The sequence below is a fragment of the Ornithinimicrobium tianjinense genome, from assembly GCF_014636495.1.
GTDB lineage: Bacteria > Actinomycetota > Actinomycetes > Actinomycetales > Dermatophilaceae > Ornithinicoccus > Ornithinicoccus tianjinensis.
In genome coordinates this window covers 1,385,150-1,400,402 of the sequence record NZ_BMEM01000001.1, presented here as the reverse complement: position 1 = coordinate 1,400,402, position 15,253 = coordinate 1,385,150, and the positions used below count along the sequence as shown (strand labels likewise).

Here is a 15,253-nt window from a genome sequence, read left to right as displayed (position 1 = left end):
ACTCAGGAGACTACTGCCCGGGGGACTACTCGCCGCGACGACTACTCCCCCGGCCAGGCGGCGACAAGCTGTTGGCGCACATCCTCGAGCAGCTGGGGAAGCGCCTTGGTCTGGGCGACGATGGGCAGGAAGTTCGCGTCGCCCATCCACCGCGGCACCAGATGCTGGTGCAGGTGGGCGGCGACCCCCGCGCCGGCGACCTCGCCCTGGTTCATCCCGATGTTGTAGCCGGCCGGCCGCGCAGAGTTCATGACCGCCCGGATCGCCGCCTTCGTCAACGCCGTGAACTCCGCCGTCTCCTCGTCGGTGAGGTCGACGTAGAGCGAGACGTGGCGGTACGGGCAGACCATCAGGTGTCCAGGGTTGTAGGGAAAGAGGTTGAGCACCACGTAGCAGTGCGCCCCACGGTGCACGATGAGACCCTCGGCGTCGCTCTTTCCCGGGGCCGCGCAGAACGGGCACCCGTCCCCCGCATCGTTGCTCGGCCGCTCGCCCTTGACGTACGCCATGCGGTGCGGCGTCCAGAGCCTCTCGAAGCCGTCGGCGGAGCCCGGGAGGTCCTCGGCGGCGACGAGTTCGGGGGGCCCTTGACTCATGCTGGGAATCCTACGCACCGCCGTCCGGTTGCCCCGTCATGACCTTCCACGCCGACGGACCCGTCATGCCCGAGAAGAGCAGCTGGGTCGCCCGCCAGCTCGCCGCCATCGACGCTGCGGGCGACACCCGGGCGGCCGACATCGGCGGCATGAGCATCATCGTCATGACGATGCGAGGCGCCCGGTCAGGCATGCTCCGCCGCGTCCCCGTGATGCGCGTCGAGCACGACGGCACCTACGCGGCGGTGGCCAGCAAGGGCGGGGCGCCCGATCACCCGGTCTGGTTCCACAACCTCGTCGCTGCGGGTGACGTCCTCGTCCAGGACGGCACAGACCAGGTGGTGCGCCGGGTCCGCCTGCTCGAGGACGGCCCGGAACGCGACGCGTGGTGGGCGCGCGCCGTCGAGGCCTTCCCGCCCTACGCCGAGTACCAGACCAAGACCGATCGCCAGATCCCCGTCTTCCTCCTCGAGCCCACCGGCTGACCGACCGGCTCACCTCGAGCCCACCGGCACACGCTCGACGCGCTCTCCAAAGGCCTGCGCCAGCCTTGCCCACTGGTCTACCTTGGGCCCATGTACCCGACGCTGGGCGACCTGCTCGGCGTCAGCCTGCCAGTCCCGCTGCACGAGCTCTTCGTCGGACTCGGCGTCATCGTCGGTGCCGTCGTGGTCTGGCTGCAGGTCCGCCACCACCAGCTGCGCGACGAGAGACTGCTCTACGTCGTCACCGGTGCTCTCGTCGGAGGCGCGCTCTTCATGCGCCTCGGCACCTGGCTGCAGCACGTCGACCTCCGTGACAACGCCTCCCTGGCGGAGCAGTGGGTCTACGGCAACCGGAGCATCCTCGGCGGCCTGGTCGGTGCGTGGCTGGGGGTGCACATCGCCAAGCGCCTCACCGGCTACCGCCCCCGCACCGGGCACCTGTTCGCGCCCGCCGTGGCGGCGGCGATGGCGGTCGGCCGGATCGGCTGCGCCCTGACCGAGCTGCCCGGCACGCCGAGCAGCCTGGGCGTCGGCCCGGTCCTTGACACGGACACCGCTGTGCGTCTCGGTGGCGTGGCCGGGGTTCCGCTCCACCTGTCGCTGGTCTACGAGAGCGTCTTCCACGCCGTCGCGTTCGCCCTCCTGTGGTGGTGGCTGCGCGACCGCCTGCACCGCCCGGCCGAGGCCTTCGTCCTCTACATCGCCGCCTATGGCGTCTTCCGGTTCCTCGTCGAGTTCGTCCGCGGCAACGAGGTCGTCTGGCTCGGTATGACGCGGCCTCAGCTCTTCCTCGCCCTCACCGTCCCCCTCGTCCTGGCCCGCGTCTGGTGGCTGTGGCGGCACGGACGGCTCTCCCCTGCGCTGCCCGGCCCCCGGACCGCACCTTCCCAGGAGATCACCGCATGAGCCGTTCCGCACGACCCGAGGTGGGACCAGGTATGCCGTTGCGCGACTTCCGGGTGCACCGGTACGTCAACGCCTTCTGCCCCCGGTGTCACCACGAGCAGCCGGACCGCGACCTGGCCGACGTCCGCCGCCTCTCCGGGTGGCTGGCCGTCCGCGCCGGGAAGGTCTACCTCGAGCGAGGCTGTCCCGACCACGGCTTCCAGCGCACGCTCTACGACGAGGACGCCGAGATCCTGCGCTACCTGGAGCAGTGGACCGCGCCGACCAAGGAGCACGTCGCCGACCTCGGCGGCAACTTCCGCCCGGTGCCCCAGGCTTACCTCGACGGTCTGCCGCAGATGCAGACGCAGCACACGTGCATCCTCCTCGAGGACATCACCGACCACTGCAACCTGCGCTGCCCCACCTGCTTCGCCTCCTCCGCGCCGGCGCTCGGGGCGGTCGCGCCGATGGAGGAGGTCCTCGCCAGCGTCGACGCCAAGCTCGCCCGCGAGCGCGGTCGTCTCGACGTGCTCATGCTCTCCGGCGGGGAGCCGACCCTGCACCCCCAGTTCGAGGAGCTGCTCACGGCCCTCGTGACTCGGCCCGTCGTCCGCATCCTCGTCAACTCCAACGGTCTGCGGATCGCCCAGGACGACGCCCTTCTCGCCCTCCTCGCCGAGCACAGGCAGCGGGTGGAGGTCTACCTCCAGTTCGACGGGCTGACCCGGGAGGCCTCGGTCCACCACCGCGGCGGTGACCTGCGCCGCCAGAAGCACCTCGCCCTCCGCCGGTTGAGCGAGGCCGGCATCTTCACCACCCTGACCATGACCACGGCTCTCGGCGTCAACGACCACGAGATCGGTGACGTCGTGCGCCTCGCGCTGCGCACCCCCTTCGTGGGGGGCGTGACCATCCAGCCGGTCTTCGCCTCGGGCCGGTCGGCGGGTCTGGACCCCATGGAGCGGCTCACCCACACCGGCGTGCTGGCCCGCCTCGGCCCGCAGACCGACGGCGAGGTCAGCTGGCGCGACCTCACCGCCCTGCCGTGCTCCCACCCGCACTGCTGCTCCGTGGGTTACCTGCTGCGGGACGACTCGGGCGTATGGCGCTCACTCGTCTCCCTCATCGGCAGCGAGCGGCTCAAGGAGTTCCTCGACCTCTCCCCCGACGTCCTCGCCAACCGCATCGCCGACCAGGCACTGCCCAGCACCCTGCGCACGGCCGTCAAGGACTCCCTCCTCGACCTGCTCTCGGAGCAGTCGTCGCTGTCCCACCCCTCGATCGCCGGCCTGTGGAAGGACATCTGCACCGGCTGCGACCTCGGGATCGGCACCCTCACCACGCTGGCCACGTCGACCCTCCCCGGCGGGCACGCGCGGCTGCGTGCGATGCTGGCGGAGCGGGTGGTCCGGGTGACGGTCAAGCCGTTCATGGACATCCACACGATGATCGAGGAACGGCTGACGCAGTGCTGCGTGCACGTCGCCACCGTCAACCCTGGCGAGGCGGGTGGCTCCCTCGGCGCCAAGGGCGCCCACCAGTGCGCGCCCTTCTGCGCCGTGCAGGCCTGGAACCCGCTGGCGCGGACCCGCATCTCCACTACCTCCGGTTCTCAGGGCCGAGCCGAGCTACAGCTCACACCCACCACTTCGCAGGAGGTGCCATGACCACGCTGGACCCGACCCACGGCATACCGGGATCTCCCGTCCTGGATGACGCTCCGCCGACGGCCCCCTTCGACCCGCTGCGGCTGTGCATCTTCGCCACGGTCGCGCTGCTCGGCTGGGCGCTCGGCCCGTTCGCTCTGCTGTGGTTCGCCGGGCTGGGCTTCGTCGGCTACTGGAAGGCCCGTCGGGCCGGCCTCACCCGCAGCCGCTGCCTGCTGCGCGACACCAGGCTCGTCCTGAGCTACCTCGCCCTGCTGGGCGTCGCCGCCGCGGTGGGGATCGGGTATGCCGTCAGGGGCTGGCTCTCATGAGCGCCCCCGACGCCGGGCAGGTACCGGACCCGGACGACGCGGAGGGCCGCGGCGGTCCGAGGGGGGCGGGCGGCCGGACCAGCAGCCCCTGCCGGGCGCCGGCGTGGTCCTTGGCGTGGTCGCTGGGGTCGGCCTGCAGTTTGCTCTGGGGTTCATCCTGACCGTGGCTCTGATGGGCACCGGACGGGAAGACCTCGCCATCTGGGCGATCTTCGCCGTCGCCGCCGTCGCCCTGGGCATCCTGCTGGTGCCCCGCTGGCGGCGAGCCGGAGCCGGGATGGTCCTCGGGCTCGCCATCGGGAGCATCGTCTTCGCTGGCATCTGCGGGGCGTACCTGGCCAATCCCCCGAGCCCGGGACAGGGACCGGGCGAAAGACCGGTCCTTGTCCCGACCCAGGGACAGGGACAGGGACACGGAGCGGGACTGGGATGAGCGGGCTCGACCCCGACGGCTACAGTCCCGACCCCGTCACCGGCCTGGCGGTCGCCGGGGGGATCACCGCCGGAACGCTCGCGGGCCTGGCCCTGACCTACGTCCTGAACGTCGCCCTGTCCAGCGTCGGACCGTGGTGGCTGTTCGCGGTCACGGTCGCCGTTCCGGCGGTGGTCGGGGTCGTCCTGCTCGCGATCCCTCGCTGGCGCCGAGCGGGCGCCGGCTTCGTCATGGGCCTGGCAATCGGGAGCATCGTGTCTGCGGGCGTCTGCGTGGGCTTCATCGCATGGATCACCTCACAGCTCGGCTGACCGATCACGAGGAACGCCGGACCGTCAGGGTCGGGTCGGCAGGCTGACCCGCCGCACCCCCAGCACGTCGGCCCGCGCCGCGTCGAGCACCGCACCGGGCAGCTGCAGGTGCGGCGCCACCTCGACCGTGCGGAAGCCTTCCCGTCCGCCCCACGTCACGACCGACCGCACCAGCGCGAGCGCCACGGCCTCCGGGCCGACCCGCTGCCCCACGGGCTCCAGCGCCACCAGCTCGGGGACGCCGCCGCCGACGTGAGGCAGGACGGGAAGCCGGCAGATCGCCATACCGACGTGGTCGTCGTCGCACTCGGCGACCCAGGCCGGGTAGTCGTCCGCGCGCTCGTGCCAGGCCGCGCCCAGCCGCTGCACGTGGTCGGTGGCGCTCACCCCGCTGCGCCGCAGCGCCTGCAGGTGCAGCGCGGCGAGCAGGAAGGACTCGTCCTGGGTCAGACGGCGCACGCGGACGCGCGCCGCCTCCTCGCCCAGGGAGCCGCCCAAGGTCAGACCTGCACCCGGTCCCGGACCGCCGCCGTGATCTCGGCGATCGCCTCGGCCACCGGCACGCCGTTCTTCTGCGAGCCGTCGCGGTAGCGGAAGGAGACGGCTCCCGCGTCCCGGTCCTCGCCACCGACGATGACGATGAAGGGCGCCTTGCTCTTGCTGGCGTTGCGGATCTTCTTCGGGAACCGGTCGTCGGACAGGTCCAGCTCGACCCGGATCCCCTGAGCACGCAGCTGCGCGGCGACGTCCTTGAGGTAGTCGTCGAAGTCCTCGGCCACCGGCACCCCGACCACCTGCACCGGCGCCAGCCACGGCGGGAACATGCCCGCGTAGTGCTCGACCAGGACGCCGATGAAGCGCTCGATCGACCCGAACTTCGCCGAGTGGATCATCACCGGCTGCTGGCGGGTGCCGTCGGCCGCGGAGAACTCCAGGCCGAAGCGCTCCGGCTGGTTGAAGTCGTACTGGATCGTCGACATCTGCCAGGTCCGACCGATCGCGTCCTTGGCCTGCACGGAGATCTTCGGTCCGTAGTAGGCCGCGCCGCCGGGATCCGGGACCAGCTGCAGGCCGGACTCCACCGCCACCTTCTCCAGCACGGCGGTGGCCTCGGCCCACTGCTCGTCCGAGCCGATGAACTTGTCCTTCTTCTCACCGGTCTCGTCGCGCGTGGACAGCTCGAGGTAGTAGTCGTCCAGCCCGAAGTCGCTCAGCAGCGAGGTGACGAAGTCGAGCAGGTGCTTGATCTCGTCGGCCGCCTGCTCCCGGGTGACGTAGGAGTGGCTGTCGTCCTGGGTGATCATCCGCACCCGGGTCAGCCCCTGCAGCACGCCGGACTTCTCGTTGCGGTAGACGGTCCCGAACTCGAAGAAGCGCAGCGGCAGGTCGCGGTAGGAGCGCTGCTGGCTCTTGTAGATGAGGTTGTGCATCGGGCAGTTCATCGCCTTGATGCGGTAGGCCTGCCCGTCGTCGTCGAGCTCGGGCATCATGCCGTCGGCGTAGTACGGCAGGTGGCCGGAGGTGTGGAACAGCCCCTCCTTGGACAGGTGCGGGGTCGTCACGTAGGAGAAGCCGGCCTCGATGTGCCGCTTCCACACGTAGTCCTCCATCGTCCGGCGCAGGATCGCGCCCTTGGGATGGAAGACCGGCAGGCCGGGGCCGACCTCCTCCGGGAAGGAGTAGAGGTCCATCTCCGCGCCCAGCTTGCGGTGGTCGCGCCGCTCCGCCTCCGCGAGGCGGTCGAGGTATGCCGTGAGCTCGGCCTTGGAGGGCCAGGCCGTGCCGTAGACGCGCTGCAGCTGCGGGTTCTTCTCGCTGCCTCGCCAGTAGGCCGCCGCGCTGCGCATGAGCTTGAAGGCGTTGGCGATGATCTTGGTCGTGGGCACGTGCGGGCCGCGGCACAGGTCGCCCCAGACGGTCACGCCCTGCCGGTCTCGGTTGTCGTAGATCGTCAGCTGGCTGCCGCCCACCTCCACCGAGGCGCCCTCGGCCGCGTCCTCCGAGGCCCCGCCCTTCAGCCCGATGAGCTCCAGCTTGTAGGGCTCGGCGGCCAGCTCGTGGCGCGCCTCGTCGTCGGACACCGGACGGCGGTGGAAGGTCTGGCCCGAGTTGATGATCTTCTGCATCGTCTTCTCGAGGGCCTTGAGGTCCTCCGGGGTGAACGGCTCGTCAACGTCGAAGTCGTAGTAGAAGCCGTCACGGATGGGCGGGCCGATGCCCAGCCTGGCGTCCGGGAAGGTCTGCTGCACCGCCTGGGCCAGCACGTGCGCGCACGAGTGCCGCAGCACCTGCAGGCCCTCGTCCTCGGTGACCAGCACCGGCTCGACCTCGTCGCCCTCCGCGAGGACGTGCTCGAGGTCCACGAGCTCGCCGCCGACGCGGGCCACGACGACCTGCCTGTCGTCGGCGAAGAGGTCGGCCGCCGTGGTGCCCTGCTCCACCGTTCGCTCGCTGCCTGCGACGTGGACGGTGATCTGGCTGGACACGGGGGGCTCCTCGGGGTGGTGCGGCTGTCGGTGAGCGACAACACTACCGCCAGCCGCGCGGCATACCCCACCCCTTAAGGTCGGCGCGTGGGACACGTCGCGGACCGGGAGCCACCGGACGGCATCACGCGCCACTTCACGGTGGCCGTCTTCGTCGTGCACGAGGGGCATGTCCTGCTGCACCCGCACCCCAAGCTGGGCATCTGGCTCCCGCCCGGCGGGCACATCGAGCCGCACGAGCTGCCCGACGACGCCGCCCGGCGCGAGGCCCTCGAGGAGACCGGTCTGCCCGTGCGCCTCGTCGGTGCGCCAGGCATCGACCACGACGAGCCCGGCGCGCCCCGTCAGCTGCTGCGTCCCGAGGGCGTGCAGGTGGAGGACATCTCGCAGGACCCGCCGCACCAGCACATCGACCTCATCTACTTCGCGACCCTGGCGGACGGGCATCCCGGCCTTCTCCCCGAGCCGTGCGGGGAGGACGGGCAGGGTATGACGTGGGTCGACCGCGCAGGCCTGCGCACCCACCCGGTGTCGGCCGAGGTCCGGACCTGGGCAGAGCTGGCCCTCACCGAGGTGCCGCGGCGATGACGCACGGCCTGCGCCGCCAGGTCCACACCATCGGTGGCCGCCGCGCCTGGGTGATCTGGCTGGTCGGCCTGGCTGTCTACACGCTGGCGATCTTCCACCGGACCTCTCTCTCGGTCGCCGGGATCGTGGCCGCCGAGCGCTTCGACATCTCCGCAGGCCAGCTCTCGACGTTCACCGTGGTCCAGCTCCTGGTGTACGCCCTCATGCAGGTGCCGGTCGGGGTGCTGCTCGACCGGTTCGGCTCGAAGCGGCTCATGCTGCTCGGGCTGTCGATGATGACCCTGGGACAGCTGTGGTTCGCCTTCGCCGGGAGCTTCGGCGTCGGGCTCGCCGCACGGGTGCTCCTCGGGGCCGGCGACGCCATGGTGTTCACCTGCCTGCTGCGCCTGGTCGCCCTGTGGTTCCACGTCAAGCAGGCCCCGGTGCTGACACAGCTCTCCGGCGTGGTGGGCCAGCTGGGCGCGGTCGCTGCCGCGACCCCGCTGGCCGCGTCGCTGGAGCACTTCGGCTGGACCCGCTCCTACGCCGGCGCGTCGGCCCTCGGCGTGGTCCTGGGGCTCGCGCTCCTGCTGCTCGTGAAGGACTCTCCCTACACCGGTGAGGTCATCGAGCGGATCAAGATCCGGGCGCTGGCGGCCACGATGGCCACGGTGTGGGGCAACCCCGGCACGCGCCTCGGCCTGTGGGTCCACTTCACCTCCCAGTTCGGCCCCACGGTCTTCGCGATGCTGTGGGGCTACCCCTTCCTCGTGGCCGGGCAGGGGCTCTCCCCCGCCACCGCCGGCGGCCTGCTCGTCCTCATGACGGTCACCGGGATGATCGTCGGCCCGCTGCTCGGCGCCCTGTCAGGACGCTTCCCCTACTACCGCTCGGCGATGGTGCTGGGGCTGGTCGCCGCGATCGCGACCGTCTGGGCGGTGGTCCTGCTGTGGCCGGGCCGCGCACCGCTGTGGCTGCTCGTGCTGCTCGTCGTCATCACCGCCCTGGGCGGGCCGGGCTCGATGGTCGGCTTCGACCTGGCCCGGACCTTCCACGACCCGGTGCGGCTCGGGCGCGCGAGCGGAGTGGTCAACGTCGGCGGCTTCACGGCCTCGCTGCTGACCATCGGGCTCATCGGCCTCGTCCTGGACACCGTGGCACCCGGCGGCCCGGAGACCTACACCCTCGACGACTTCCGCATCGCGATGTCCGTCCAGTTCCCGTTCTGGGCCGTCGGCGCCGTGCAGCTGCTCCGCTACCGGCGCAAGGGGCTGGCTCACCTCAGCGCCCATCCGGGTGCTCTCGAGGCACTGCGCGGTGGCGAGACGCTGCTCCCCGGGGTCTCCCGCGCCGCCGACGTCTCCCCGCGCGCTGACGAGCCTGTGGTCGAGGTCCGGACGCCGACCCTGGTGCGCTTCGGCGACCTGCCGGTGGCGCCCTGGCGCAACGGCGGCGGGGTGACGCGCGAGGTCGTCGCCGACGACGAGGGTCGGTGGCGGGTGAGCATCGCCGACATCGACCAGCCGGGTCCCTTCTCGGCCTTCCCGGGGACGGAGCGGACCTTCACCCTCCTCGAGGGCGAGGTGGAGCTCGTCATCGACGACGTGCCCACCCGCATCACGCCGCTGGACCAGGTCCGTTTCCCCGGCGAGGCCAGCACCCGGTGCGAGTCCGTGACCGGACGAGCCCGGGCCCTGAACCTGATGACGCTCCGCGGTGCCGTCGGGGGCCGCGTGGAGCTCGTCCACCTGGGTGGCGGGCTGGCCGGGGACCGGGGCGCACCCGGGGCCGCCGCACCACTCCTGGACGCGGACGTGGTGGCGGTGGTCGCCGTGACCCAGGGACCGACCTGGGTGCCGACCGGAGGTGCCCCCGTGCTCCTCCAGGCACGCGACGTGCTGGTCCGCCCGGGCAGCCCGGGCGCCGAGGGCGAGCTCGGCGGCACCGGGACGGTCGCCGTGGTCCGCGTGCTCCAGGGCAGCTGAGCGGACTCAGACGGCAGGCAGGTCCCCGGTCGCCGGTCCCTCGAGCACCGTGCCGTCCGGGGCGAAGCGCGACCCGTGCAGCGGGCAGTCCCAGGTGAGCTCGGCGTCGTTCCAGGTCAGCACGCCACCCAGGTGCGAGCAACGGCCCGACACCCTGCGGGTCACGCCCCCCACGCAGCTCACCGCCACCGGACGCAGGCCGTCCCTGCCCACGACGCCGCAGCCCTCGGGCACCGTCGCAGGCGCGCTCGACAGCTCCGCCCCCACCAGGCCGCTGGCCAGACGGCCCGCCACGAGAGCGTTGAGCCGCGCCACCTCGGCGGCTCGTCCCGCGCCCGCCCCCCGTCCCGAGAGCAGGGAGGCCCAGGAGGGGACGTCCCCCACGACATACCCGACCAGAGCCAGGGCGGCGGCAGAGGCGTTGGTCATCCCCCACTTGTTGAAGCCCGTCGCCACGAGCAGCCGGTCAGACCCTCCCGCAGGCCCGACGTAGGGGATGCCGTCCGGCGACCGGTAGTCCTGGGCGGACCACCGGTGGGTCCGCTGGGCGCCCTCGAAGTGGGACCGCGCCCAGGCGTCCAGCTCCTCGACGAGGTCCTTCTCGCCCCGGCCCCGTGAGTCGTCCACGCCGACCGGGTGGGAGCTCCCGCCGACCACGAGCAGCTCACCTGCCGACGTGGGCGCGGTGCGCAGCGAGCGGGACGGGGTGTCGGCGGACAGGTACATCCCGGCAGGGATCTCGCCGGGCACGCGGTAGGCCGACCCGTAGGACCGCGACGGCGCGAGCCGGGCGAAGTAGAGCGTCCGGTCCAGGAAGGGGGTCCCCGTGGCGAGCACGACACGGCCGGCCCGGACCGGCCCACGGGTCGTCTGCACCGCGCCCGGCAGTTCCTTGTCCATCCCCGTCGCCCGGACCCCCTCGACCACCCGGCCGCCTGCCGCCAGCACCCCGGTGAGCAGGTGAGCCAGCAGCAGCCCGGCGTGCACCTGCGCCTGGTCCGCCAGCCGCAGCGCCGCCACCGTCGTGAAGGGCAGCCCGCTGTCACCCGGCGCCACGGCCTCGACCGGCAGCCCGGCGGCCGTGCAGGCCGACCACTCCTCGGCGGCGCGTCGACGACCCGCGCCGGTCACGGCATACGTCCAGGCGTCACGGGTCTGGAGCACCTCGCCCTCGCCCAGCTCCTGCCTCAACCAGTCCTGACCGGCGCGGTTGGCCTCCAGGTAGGTGCGCACGGCGTCCTCGCCGGCGAGGCGCCGGATGCCCGAGAGGCTGGTGCCCTGCAGCAGACTGACCTTGCCCGTGGTCCCGCCGGTGGTCACCGCCCCGACCGTCCTCGCCTCCAGCACGGCGACCGAGACGCCGCGGCGCGCCAGGAGGTATGCCGTCGCCAGCCCGGTGAGGCCGGCGCCCAGGACGACGACGTCGTAGGACGCGCCGTCCTCCCACTCGCTCGTGGCGGGCAGGTGGGCGGTGTCCATCCACAGGGAGGTCATGCCTCCACCGTGGCACCGTCGCGCGCCGGTCGCGCCCCGAACCGGCGTGCGGCACCGGACAACCCTGTGACGCACCAGACAGCCACGGTATGACCTGGGTCGTTGTCCCGTCGGCGCCCCGGTGCTTGGCTGGAGGGAGCACGTTGGAGGTGCCCATGGACGTGAGACAGCACGCCACGACCGCGCTGGTCGTCTACGAGTCCGCGTGGGGCAACACCCGCACGGTGGCCGAGGCGGTGGCGGACGGGCTCCGTGAGCACGTCGACACCGAGGTCGTCGACATCGGGTCCGCTCCCCCGCTGGAGGACGTCCGTGCCGACCTGCTGGTCGTCGGGGCACCGACCCATGCCTTCGGCCTGAGCCGGCCCGCGACCCGCGCCGACGCGCACAGCAAGGGAGGTGCCGACGTGAGCTCGGGCGTCCGCGAGTGGCTCGACGCCGCCGGTCACTGCGAGCGCCCGGTGGCGACCTTCGACACCCACATCCGCCACCCCAACCTGCCGGGGACCGCCAGCAAGGTGGCGGCGCGCCGGCTGCGTCGGCTGGGCTGCGACCTGGTGGCGGAGCCGGAGGTCTTCTGGGTCGCGACCACCGAGGGTCCGCTGCTCGACGGCGAGGTGGAGCGGGCGCACGCCTGGGGCGCCGCCCTGGCGACCCGGCTCTGAGCGGCGCGGCTCTGAGCGGCGCGGACGCCCGGTCGACCAGGTCCACGTCGATCAGCTCCACGCCGAGCGAACGTCCACCGGCACCCCACGAAGAAGGCCCCCATCGGCGCGTACGCCGATGAGGGCCTGACTGAGAAACAGTCCGGGTGGACGTGAAGGGACTCGAACCCCTGACCTCTCGCGTGTGAAGCGAGCGCTCTAACCAGCTGAGCTACACGTCCGGAGCACCCGACGGGCGCGAGGGCTTACTCTACCGGGCCGGGCCGCCCGTGCGAAATCCGGTGGCCGCGTGTCGGGGCGTCGGCTCACGGGTTCGGTTCCGCTGCGGCGCGTCGGGCGAAGATCTCCTGCGCCGCGCGGGCGAGCGGCCCGGGGCCGTCCCCCAGCGTGCGCGCCGAGACGGCCGGCGCGGCCAGCGTCGTGCCGGCGGCGGTGCGCGCGGCGGGCGCCACCTCGATGCGGGTCACGGCGCAGATGTCGCGCACGCTGGAGGTGATCCAGACCTCGTCGGCCTCGTCGAGGACGCTCAGCGGCAGCCGGTCCTCGGCGACGTCCATCCCCTCCTCCCGCAGCCACCGGATCGCCAGAGCGCGCGTCACCCCGGCCAGGGGCCCGCTCTCCAGGGCCGGGGTGGTGATCCGGTCGCCGCGGACCACGAAGACGTTGGAGCCGGTGCCCTCGCACAGTTCCCCCGCGGTGTTGGCCAGCAGCGCCTCGGTGGCTCCCATCCGCTTGGCGGCGGCCAGGGCGACGACGTTCTCGGCGTAGGAGGTCGACTTCACGCCGACGAGCGCGCCCCGCTCGTTGCGGGTCCAGGGCACGACGGCGACCGAGGTGGACGACGGCGGTCGGTCCTGCGCGACCGCGGTGACGAGGTATGTCGCGGCGCCCGGCAGGCGGTCGCTGCCCAGCGGTCCGGGGCCGGCCGTCACCGTCCAGCGCAGCCGGCCGAACGGCAGCGGCCCGACGCCGAGGACCGCGGCGATGCCCTCGTCCATCCGGGCGCGGTCCAGCGGGGGCAGCCGCAGGGCCGCGAGCGAGGCGTCCATCCGGTCGTGGTGCCGGTCCCGGGCGAAGACCTGCCCGTCCACCACCTTCGCGGTCTCGAAGACGCCGTCACCGACCGTGATCCCGTGGTCGAGCGCGTCGAACGACGGCCCCTCCTCCACGAGGCGACCGTCGACCCAGACCCGCACTCCCGGCATACCTGACCGCGCACCGCTCATGAGGAGCCATGCTGCCACCAGGTGGCCGGGGTCACACGTCTAGGCTGGTCAGCATGTCGAGCGCCACAGCTCTCTACCTGTCCTCCGCCGAGTCCCAGTCGGGCAAGTCCGCGCTCGCCGTCGGGCTGCTGGCCGAGGCCTGCGCCCGCGGGGGGCGGGTCGGCGTCTTCCGCCCGCTCGTCCTCGACCGGGCGCACGACCCGCTCATCGAGCTGCTGCACCCGCTGTCGACGAGCCCGCTGGAGCCGGCGGCCGGGGTGGGCGTCACCTACGAGGAGATGCGCGCCGACCCCGAGGCGGCCACCAGCTCCGTCGTGGACCGCTTCCACACCTTCGCCGCCGACCACGACACGGTCCTCGTCGTCGGCTCGGACTTCACCGACGTCCCGACGCCGACGGAGTTCTCCACCAACGCCGCGCTCGCGGCGCACCTGGGGGCTCCGATGGTGCTGGTCGTCCCAGGCACCGACCGCTCCGTCGAGGAGTGCGCGACCGCGGCCGAGCTGATCGTCCACGAGGCCCGCAGCCGGCACGCCGACGTCGCCGCCCTCGTCGCCAACCGCGTCAACCCCGACCAGCTCGAGCAGGTCAGGGACGTCCTGACCCGCCGGCTGCCCGAGGTCCCCTCGGTGTTCGCCGTCCCCGCGGACGCCCTCCTCAGCGCGCCGACGGTGCACGACCTGATGGCCTCGGTGGACGGGCGCCTGCTGCTCGGCGACGAGACGCGTCTCGACCGCGAGGTCACCGGGTTCGTCGTCGCCGGGATGACGATGCCGCACGTGCTCGACCGGCTGCGCGAGGGCTGCGTGCTGATCTGCCCCGGCGACCGCGAGGAGGTGCTGCTGGCGACGATCCTGGCCCACCGCTCCTCCACCTTCCCCTCGCTGTCCGCGGTGGTCCTCAACGGCGGGTTCCTGCCCACGCCCCAGGTGACCCGGCTCATGGAGGGTCTCGGCGTGGAGCTGCCGATCATCTCCTGCACCACCGGCACCATGAGCACGGCCACCGCGATGCACGCGGTCCGCGGCCGGATCGGCACCCGCTCCTCCCGCAAGATCGAGCGGGCCCGGGCCCTCGTCCACGGCCACGTCGACATCGGCGCGCTCCTGCCCTCCCCCAGCGAGCGACGCGGCGCGGGCCACGGCACCCGGGTCGTCACCCCGCTCATGTTCGAGCACGACCTCACCGCCCGAGCCCGCGAGGCCGACGCGCACATCGTGCTGCCGGAGGGCACCGAGCCGCGCATCCTGCGCGCCGCCGACACCCTGCTCGCCCGCCGCGTCGCGCGCCTCACGCTGCTCGGCGACGAGGCCGAGGTGCGGGACCGTGCCGCCTCCCTCGGCCTGCACCTGGACGAGGCCGCGGTGATCGACCCGCGCACGAGCCCGCTGCGCGAGGAGTTCACGACCACCTACGCCGAGCTGCGCGCGCACAAGGGCATGACCCCGGAGCAGGCGCACGACCTCGTGACCGACGGCGCCTACTTCGGCACGCTCATGGTGCACGGTGGCCACGCCGACGGCATGGTCTCCGGCTCGATCACGTCGACGGCCCACACGGTGCGGCCGGCGCTGGAGGTCATCCGCACGGCGCCGGGGGTCTCGGTGGTCTCCAGCGTCTTCTTCATGTGCCTGGCCGACCGCGTCCTCGTCTACGGCGACTGCGCCATCAACCCCGACCCGACCGCCGAGCAGCTCGCCGACATCGCGATCAGCTCGGCCCGCACCGCGGCGCAGTTCGGCGTCGAGCCCCGGGTCGCCATGCTCTCCTACTCCACGGGCGGGTCCGGATCGGGCGCCGACGTCGACAAGGTGCGGACGGCCACCGCCCACGTGCGCGAGCGCGCGCCGGAGCTCCTCGTCGAGGGCCCGATCCAGTACGACGCGGCCGTCGACCCCGCCGTCGCCGCGACCAAGCTCCAGGGCTCGCCGGTCGCGGGCCACGCCACCGTGCTGGTCTTCCCCGACCTCAACACGGGCAACAACACCTACAAGGCGGTGCAGCGCAGCGCCTCCGCGGTGGCTGTCGGCCCGGTCCTCCAGGGGCTCAACGCCCCCGTCAACGACCTGTCCCGCGGCGCGACCGTCCGCGACATCGTCAACACGGTGGCCATCACCGCTATCCAGGCAAGGGGCTGAG

General features: G+C 72.6%; 14 protein-coding genes and 1 tRNA gene. 9 read left to right on the top strand and 6 right to left on the bottom strand.

Annotated features, from left to right (window positions below):
* Positions 1-41 precede the first annotated feature (41 nt).
* Positions 42-596 (bottom strand): HIT family protein, encoded by a 555-nt coding sequence (locus IEV65_RS06510; RefSeq protein ID WP_188428895.1) that lies wholly within the window; start codon positions 594-596, stop codon positions 42-44.
* 65 nt (positions 597-661) lie between these two features.
* On the opposite strand from IEV65_RS06510, the gene IEV65_RS06505 reads away from it, so the two are divergent.
* From IEV65_RS06505 to IEV65_RS06485, 5 genes are all read left to right on the top strand, one after another.
* Entirely contained in the window at positions 662-1,081 is a 420-nt protein-coding gene (locus IEV65_RS06505) for a nitroreductase/quinone reductase family protein (protein ID WP_229734968.1), read from the top strand.
* Positions 1,082-1,171: 90 nt separating this feature from the next.
* Positions 1,172-1,987: a prolipoprotein diacylglyceryl transferase gene (locus IEV65_RS06500; RefSeq protein WP_188428890.1), complete on the top strand. Its 816-nt coding sequence runs from the start codon at positions 1,172-1,174 to the stop codon at positions 1,985-1,987.
* Positions 1,984-3,636, top strand: a complete 1,653-nt coding sequence (locus tag IEV65_RS06495) for a radical SAM protein (RefSeq protein ID WP_229734967.1) — start codon at positions 1,984-1,986, stop codon at positions 3,634-3,636. The genes IEV65_RS06500 and IEV65_RS06495 overlap by 4 nt, the downstream gene beginning before the upstream one ends.
* Positions 3,633-3,947, top strand: coding sequence for a hypothetical protein (locus tag IEV65_RS06490; protein ID WP_229734966.1), 315 nt, complete (start codon positions 3,633-3,635; stop codon positions 3,945-3,947). Before IEV65_RS06495 ends, IEV65_RS06490 begins: the two co-directional genes overlap by 4 nt.
* Positions 3,948-4,376: 429 nt before the next feature.
* Positions 4,377-4,691 carry a hypothetical protein gene (locus IEV65_RS06485; protein ID WP_188428888.1) on the top strand — a complete coding sequence of 105 codons (315 nt, stop codon included), beginning with the start codon at positions 4,377-4,379 and terminating at the stop codon, positions 4,689-4,691.
* A gap of 24 nt (positions 4,692-4,715) precedes the next feature.
* On the opposite strand, the gene IEV65_RS06480 is transcribed toward IEV65_RS06485, so the two are convergent.
* Together IEV65_RS06480 and thrS are read right to left on the bottom strand one after the other, a co-directional pair.
* The gene (locus tag IEV65_RS06480) at positions 4,716-5,189 is read right to left on the bottom strand and encodes a hypothetical protein (RefSeq protein ID WP_188428886.1); all 474 of its coding nucleotides are present in this window, start codon (positions 5,187-5,189) and stop codon (positions 4,716-4,718) included.
* A gap of 2 nt (positions 5,190-5,191) precedes the next feature.
* Entirely contained in the window at positions 5,192-7,177 is a 1,986-nt protein-coding gene (thrS, locus tag IEV65_RS06475; RefSeq protein WP_188428884.1) for a threonine--tRNA ligase, read from the bottom strand.
* A gap of 87 nt (positions 7,178-7,264) precedes the next feature.
* Here thrS and IEV65_RS06470 point away from each other — a divergent pair, with 87 nt between their 5' ends.
* Complete coding sequence (locus IEV65_RS06470; RefSeq protein ID WP_188428882.1) at positions 7,265-7,765, top strand: NUDIX hydrolase; 501 nt, start codon at positions 7,265-7,267, stop codon at positions 7,763-7,765.
* Complete coding sequence (locus IEV65_RS06465; RefSeq protein WP_188428880.1) at positions 7,762-9,729, top strand: HutD family protein; 1,968 nt, start codon at positions 7,762-7,764, stop codon at positions 9,727-9,729. The genes IEV65_RS06470 and IEV65_RS06465 overlap by 4 nt, the downstream gene beginning before the upstream one ends.
* 6 nt (positions 9,730-9,735) lie before the next feature.
* Here IEV65_RS06465 and IEV65_RS06460 read toward each other — a convergent pair whose 3' ends face one another.
* The gene (locus tag IEV65_RS06460; protein ID WP_188428878.1) at positions 9,736-11,223 is read right to left on the bottom strand and encodes an FAD-dependent oxidoreductase; all 1,488 of its coding nucleotides are present in this window, start codon (positions 11,221-11,223) and stop codon (positions 9,736-9,738) included.
* A gap of 155 nt (positions 11,224-11,378) precedes the next feature.
* Here IEV65_RS06460 and IEV65_RS06455 point away from each other — a divergent pair, with 155 nt between their 5' ends.
* Positions 11,379-11,888 carry a flavodoxin domain-containing protein gene (locus tag IEV65_RS06455; protein ID WP_188428876.1) on the top strand — a complete coding sequence of 170 codons (510 nt, stop codon included), beginning with the start codon at positions 11,379-11,381 and terminating at the stop codon, positions 11,886-11,888.
* A 147-nt stretch (positions 11,889-12,035) separates the two neighbouring features.
* Here the strand turns inward: IEV65_RS06455 and IEV65_RS06450 are convergent.
* Both IEV65_RS06450 and IEV65_RS06445 read right to left on the bottom strand, forming a co-directional pair.
* A tRNA-Val gene (locus IEV65_RS06450) sits at positions 12,036-12,109 on the bottom strand.
* Between the two features lie 84 nt (positions 12,110-12,193).
* Positions 12,194-13,114 (bottom strand): aminotransferase class IV, encoded by a 921-nt coding sequence (locus IEV65_RS06445; RefSeq protein ID WP_229734964.1) that lies wholly within the window; start codon positions 13,112-13,114, stop codon positions 12,194-12,196.
* Positions 13,115-13,167: 53 nt separating this feature from the next.
* Between IEV65_RS06445 and pta the strand changes: the two genes are divergently transcribed.
* Positions 13,168-15,252, top strand: a complete 2,085-nt coding sequence (gene pta / locus IEV65_RS06440; RefSeq protein WP_188428874.1) for a phosphate acetyltransferase — start codon at positions 13,168-13,170, stop codon at positions 15,250-15,252.
* Position 15,253 lies beyond the last annotated feature (1 nt).

Coding starts and splice junctions, on each gene's coding strand:
- IEV65_RS06510 (WP_188428895.1), bottom strand. CDS start 596: ATGAGTCAAGGGCCCCCCGAACTCGTCGCCGCCGAGGACCTCCCGGGC.
- IEV65_RS06505 (WP_229734968.1), top strand. CDS start 662: ATGCCCGAGAAGAGCAGCTGGGTCGCCCGCCAGCTCGCCGCCATCGAC.
- IEV65_RS06500 (WP_188428890.1), top strand. CDS start 1,172: ATGTACCCGACGCTGGGCGACCTGCTCGGCGTCAGCCTGCCAGTCCCG.
- IEV65_RS06495 (WP_229734967.1), top strand. CDS start 1,984: ATGAGCCGTTCCGCACGACCCGAGGTGGGACCAGGTATGCCGTTGCGC.
- IEV65_RS06490 (WP_229734966.1), top strand. CDS start 3,633: ATGACCACGCTGGACCCGACCCACGGCATACCGGGATCTCCCGTCCTG.
- IEV65_RS06485 (WP_188428888.1), top strand. CDS start 4,377: ATGAGCGGGCTCGACCCCGACGGCTACAGTCCCGACCCCGTCACCGGC.
- IEV65_RS06465 (WP_188428880.1), top strand. CDS start 7,762: ATGACGCACGGCCTGCGCCGCCAGGTCCACACCATCGGTGGCCGCCGC.
- IEV65_RS06460 (WP_188428878.1), bottom strand. CDS start 11,223: ATGACCTCCCTGTGGATGGACACCGCCCACCTGCCCGCCACGAGCGAG.
- IEV65_RS06455 (WP_188428876.1), top strand. CDS start 11,379: ATGGACGTGAGACAGCACGCCACGACCGCGCTGGTCGTCTACGAGTCC.
- IEV65_RS06445 (WP_229734964.1), bottom strand. CDS start 13,114: ATGAGCGGTGCGCGGTCAGGTATGCCGGGAGTGCGGGTCTGGGTCGAC.
- pta (WP_188428874.1), top strand. CDS start 13,168: ATGTCGAGCGCCACAGCTCTCTACCTGTCCTCCGCCGAGTCCCAGTCG.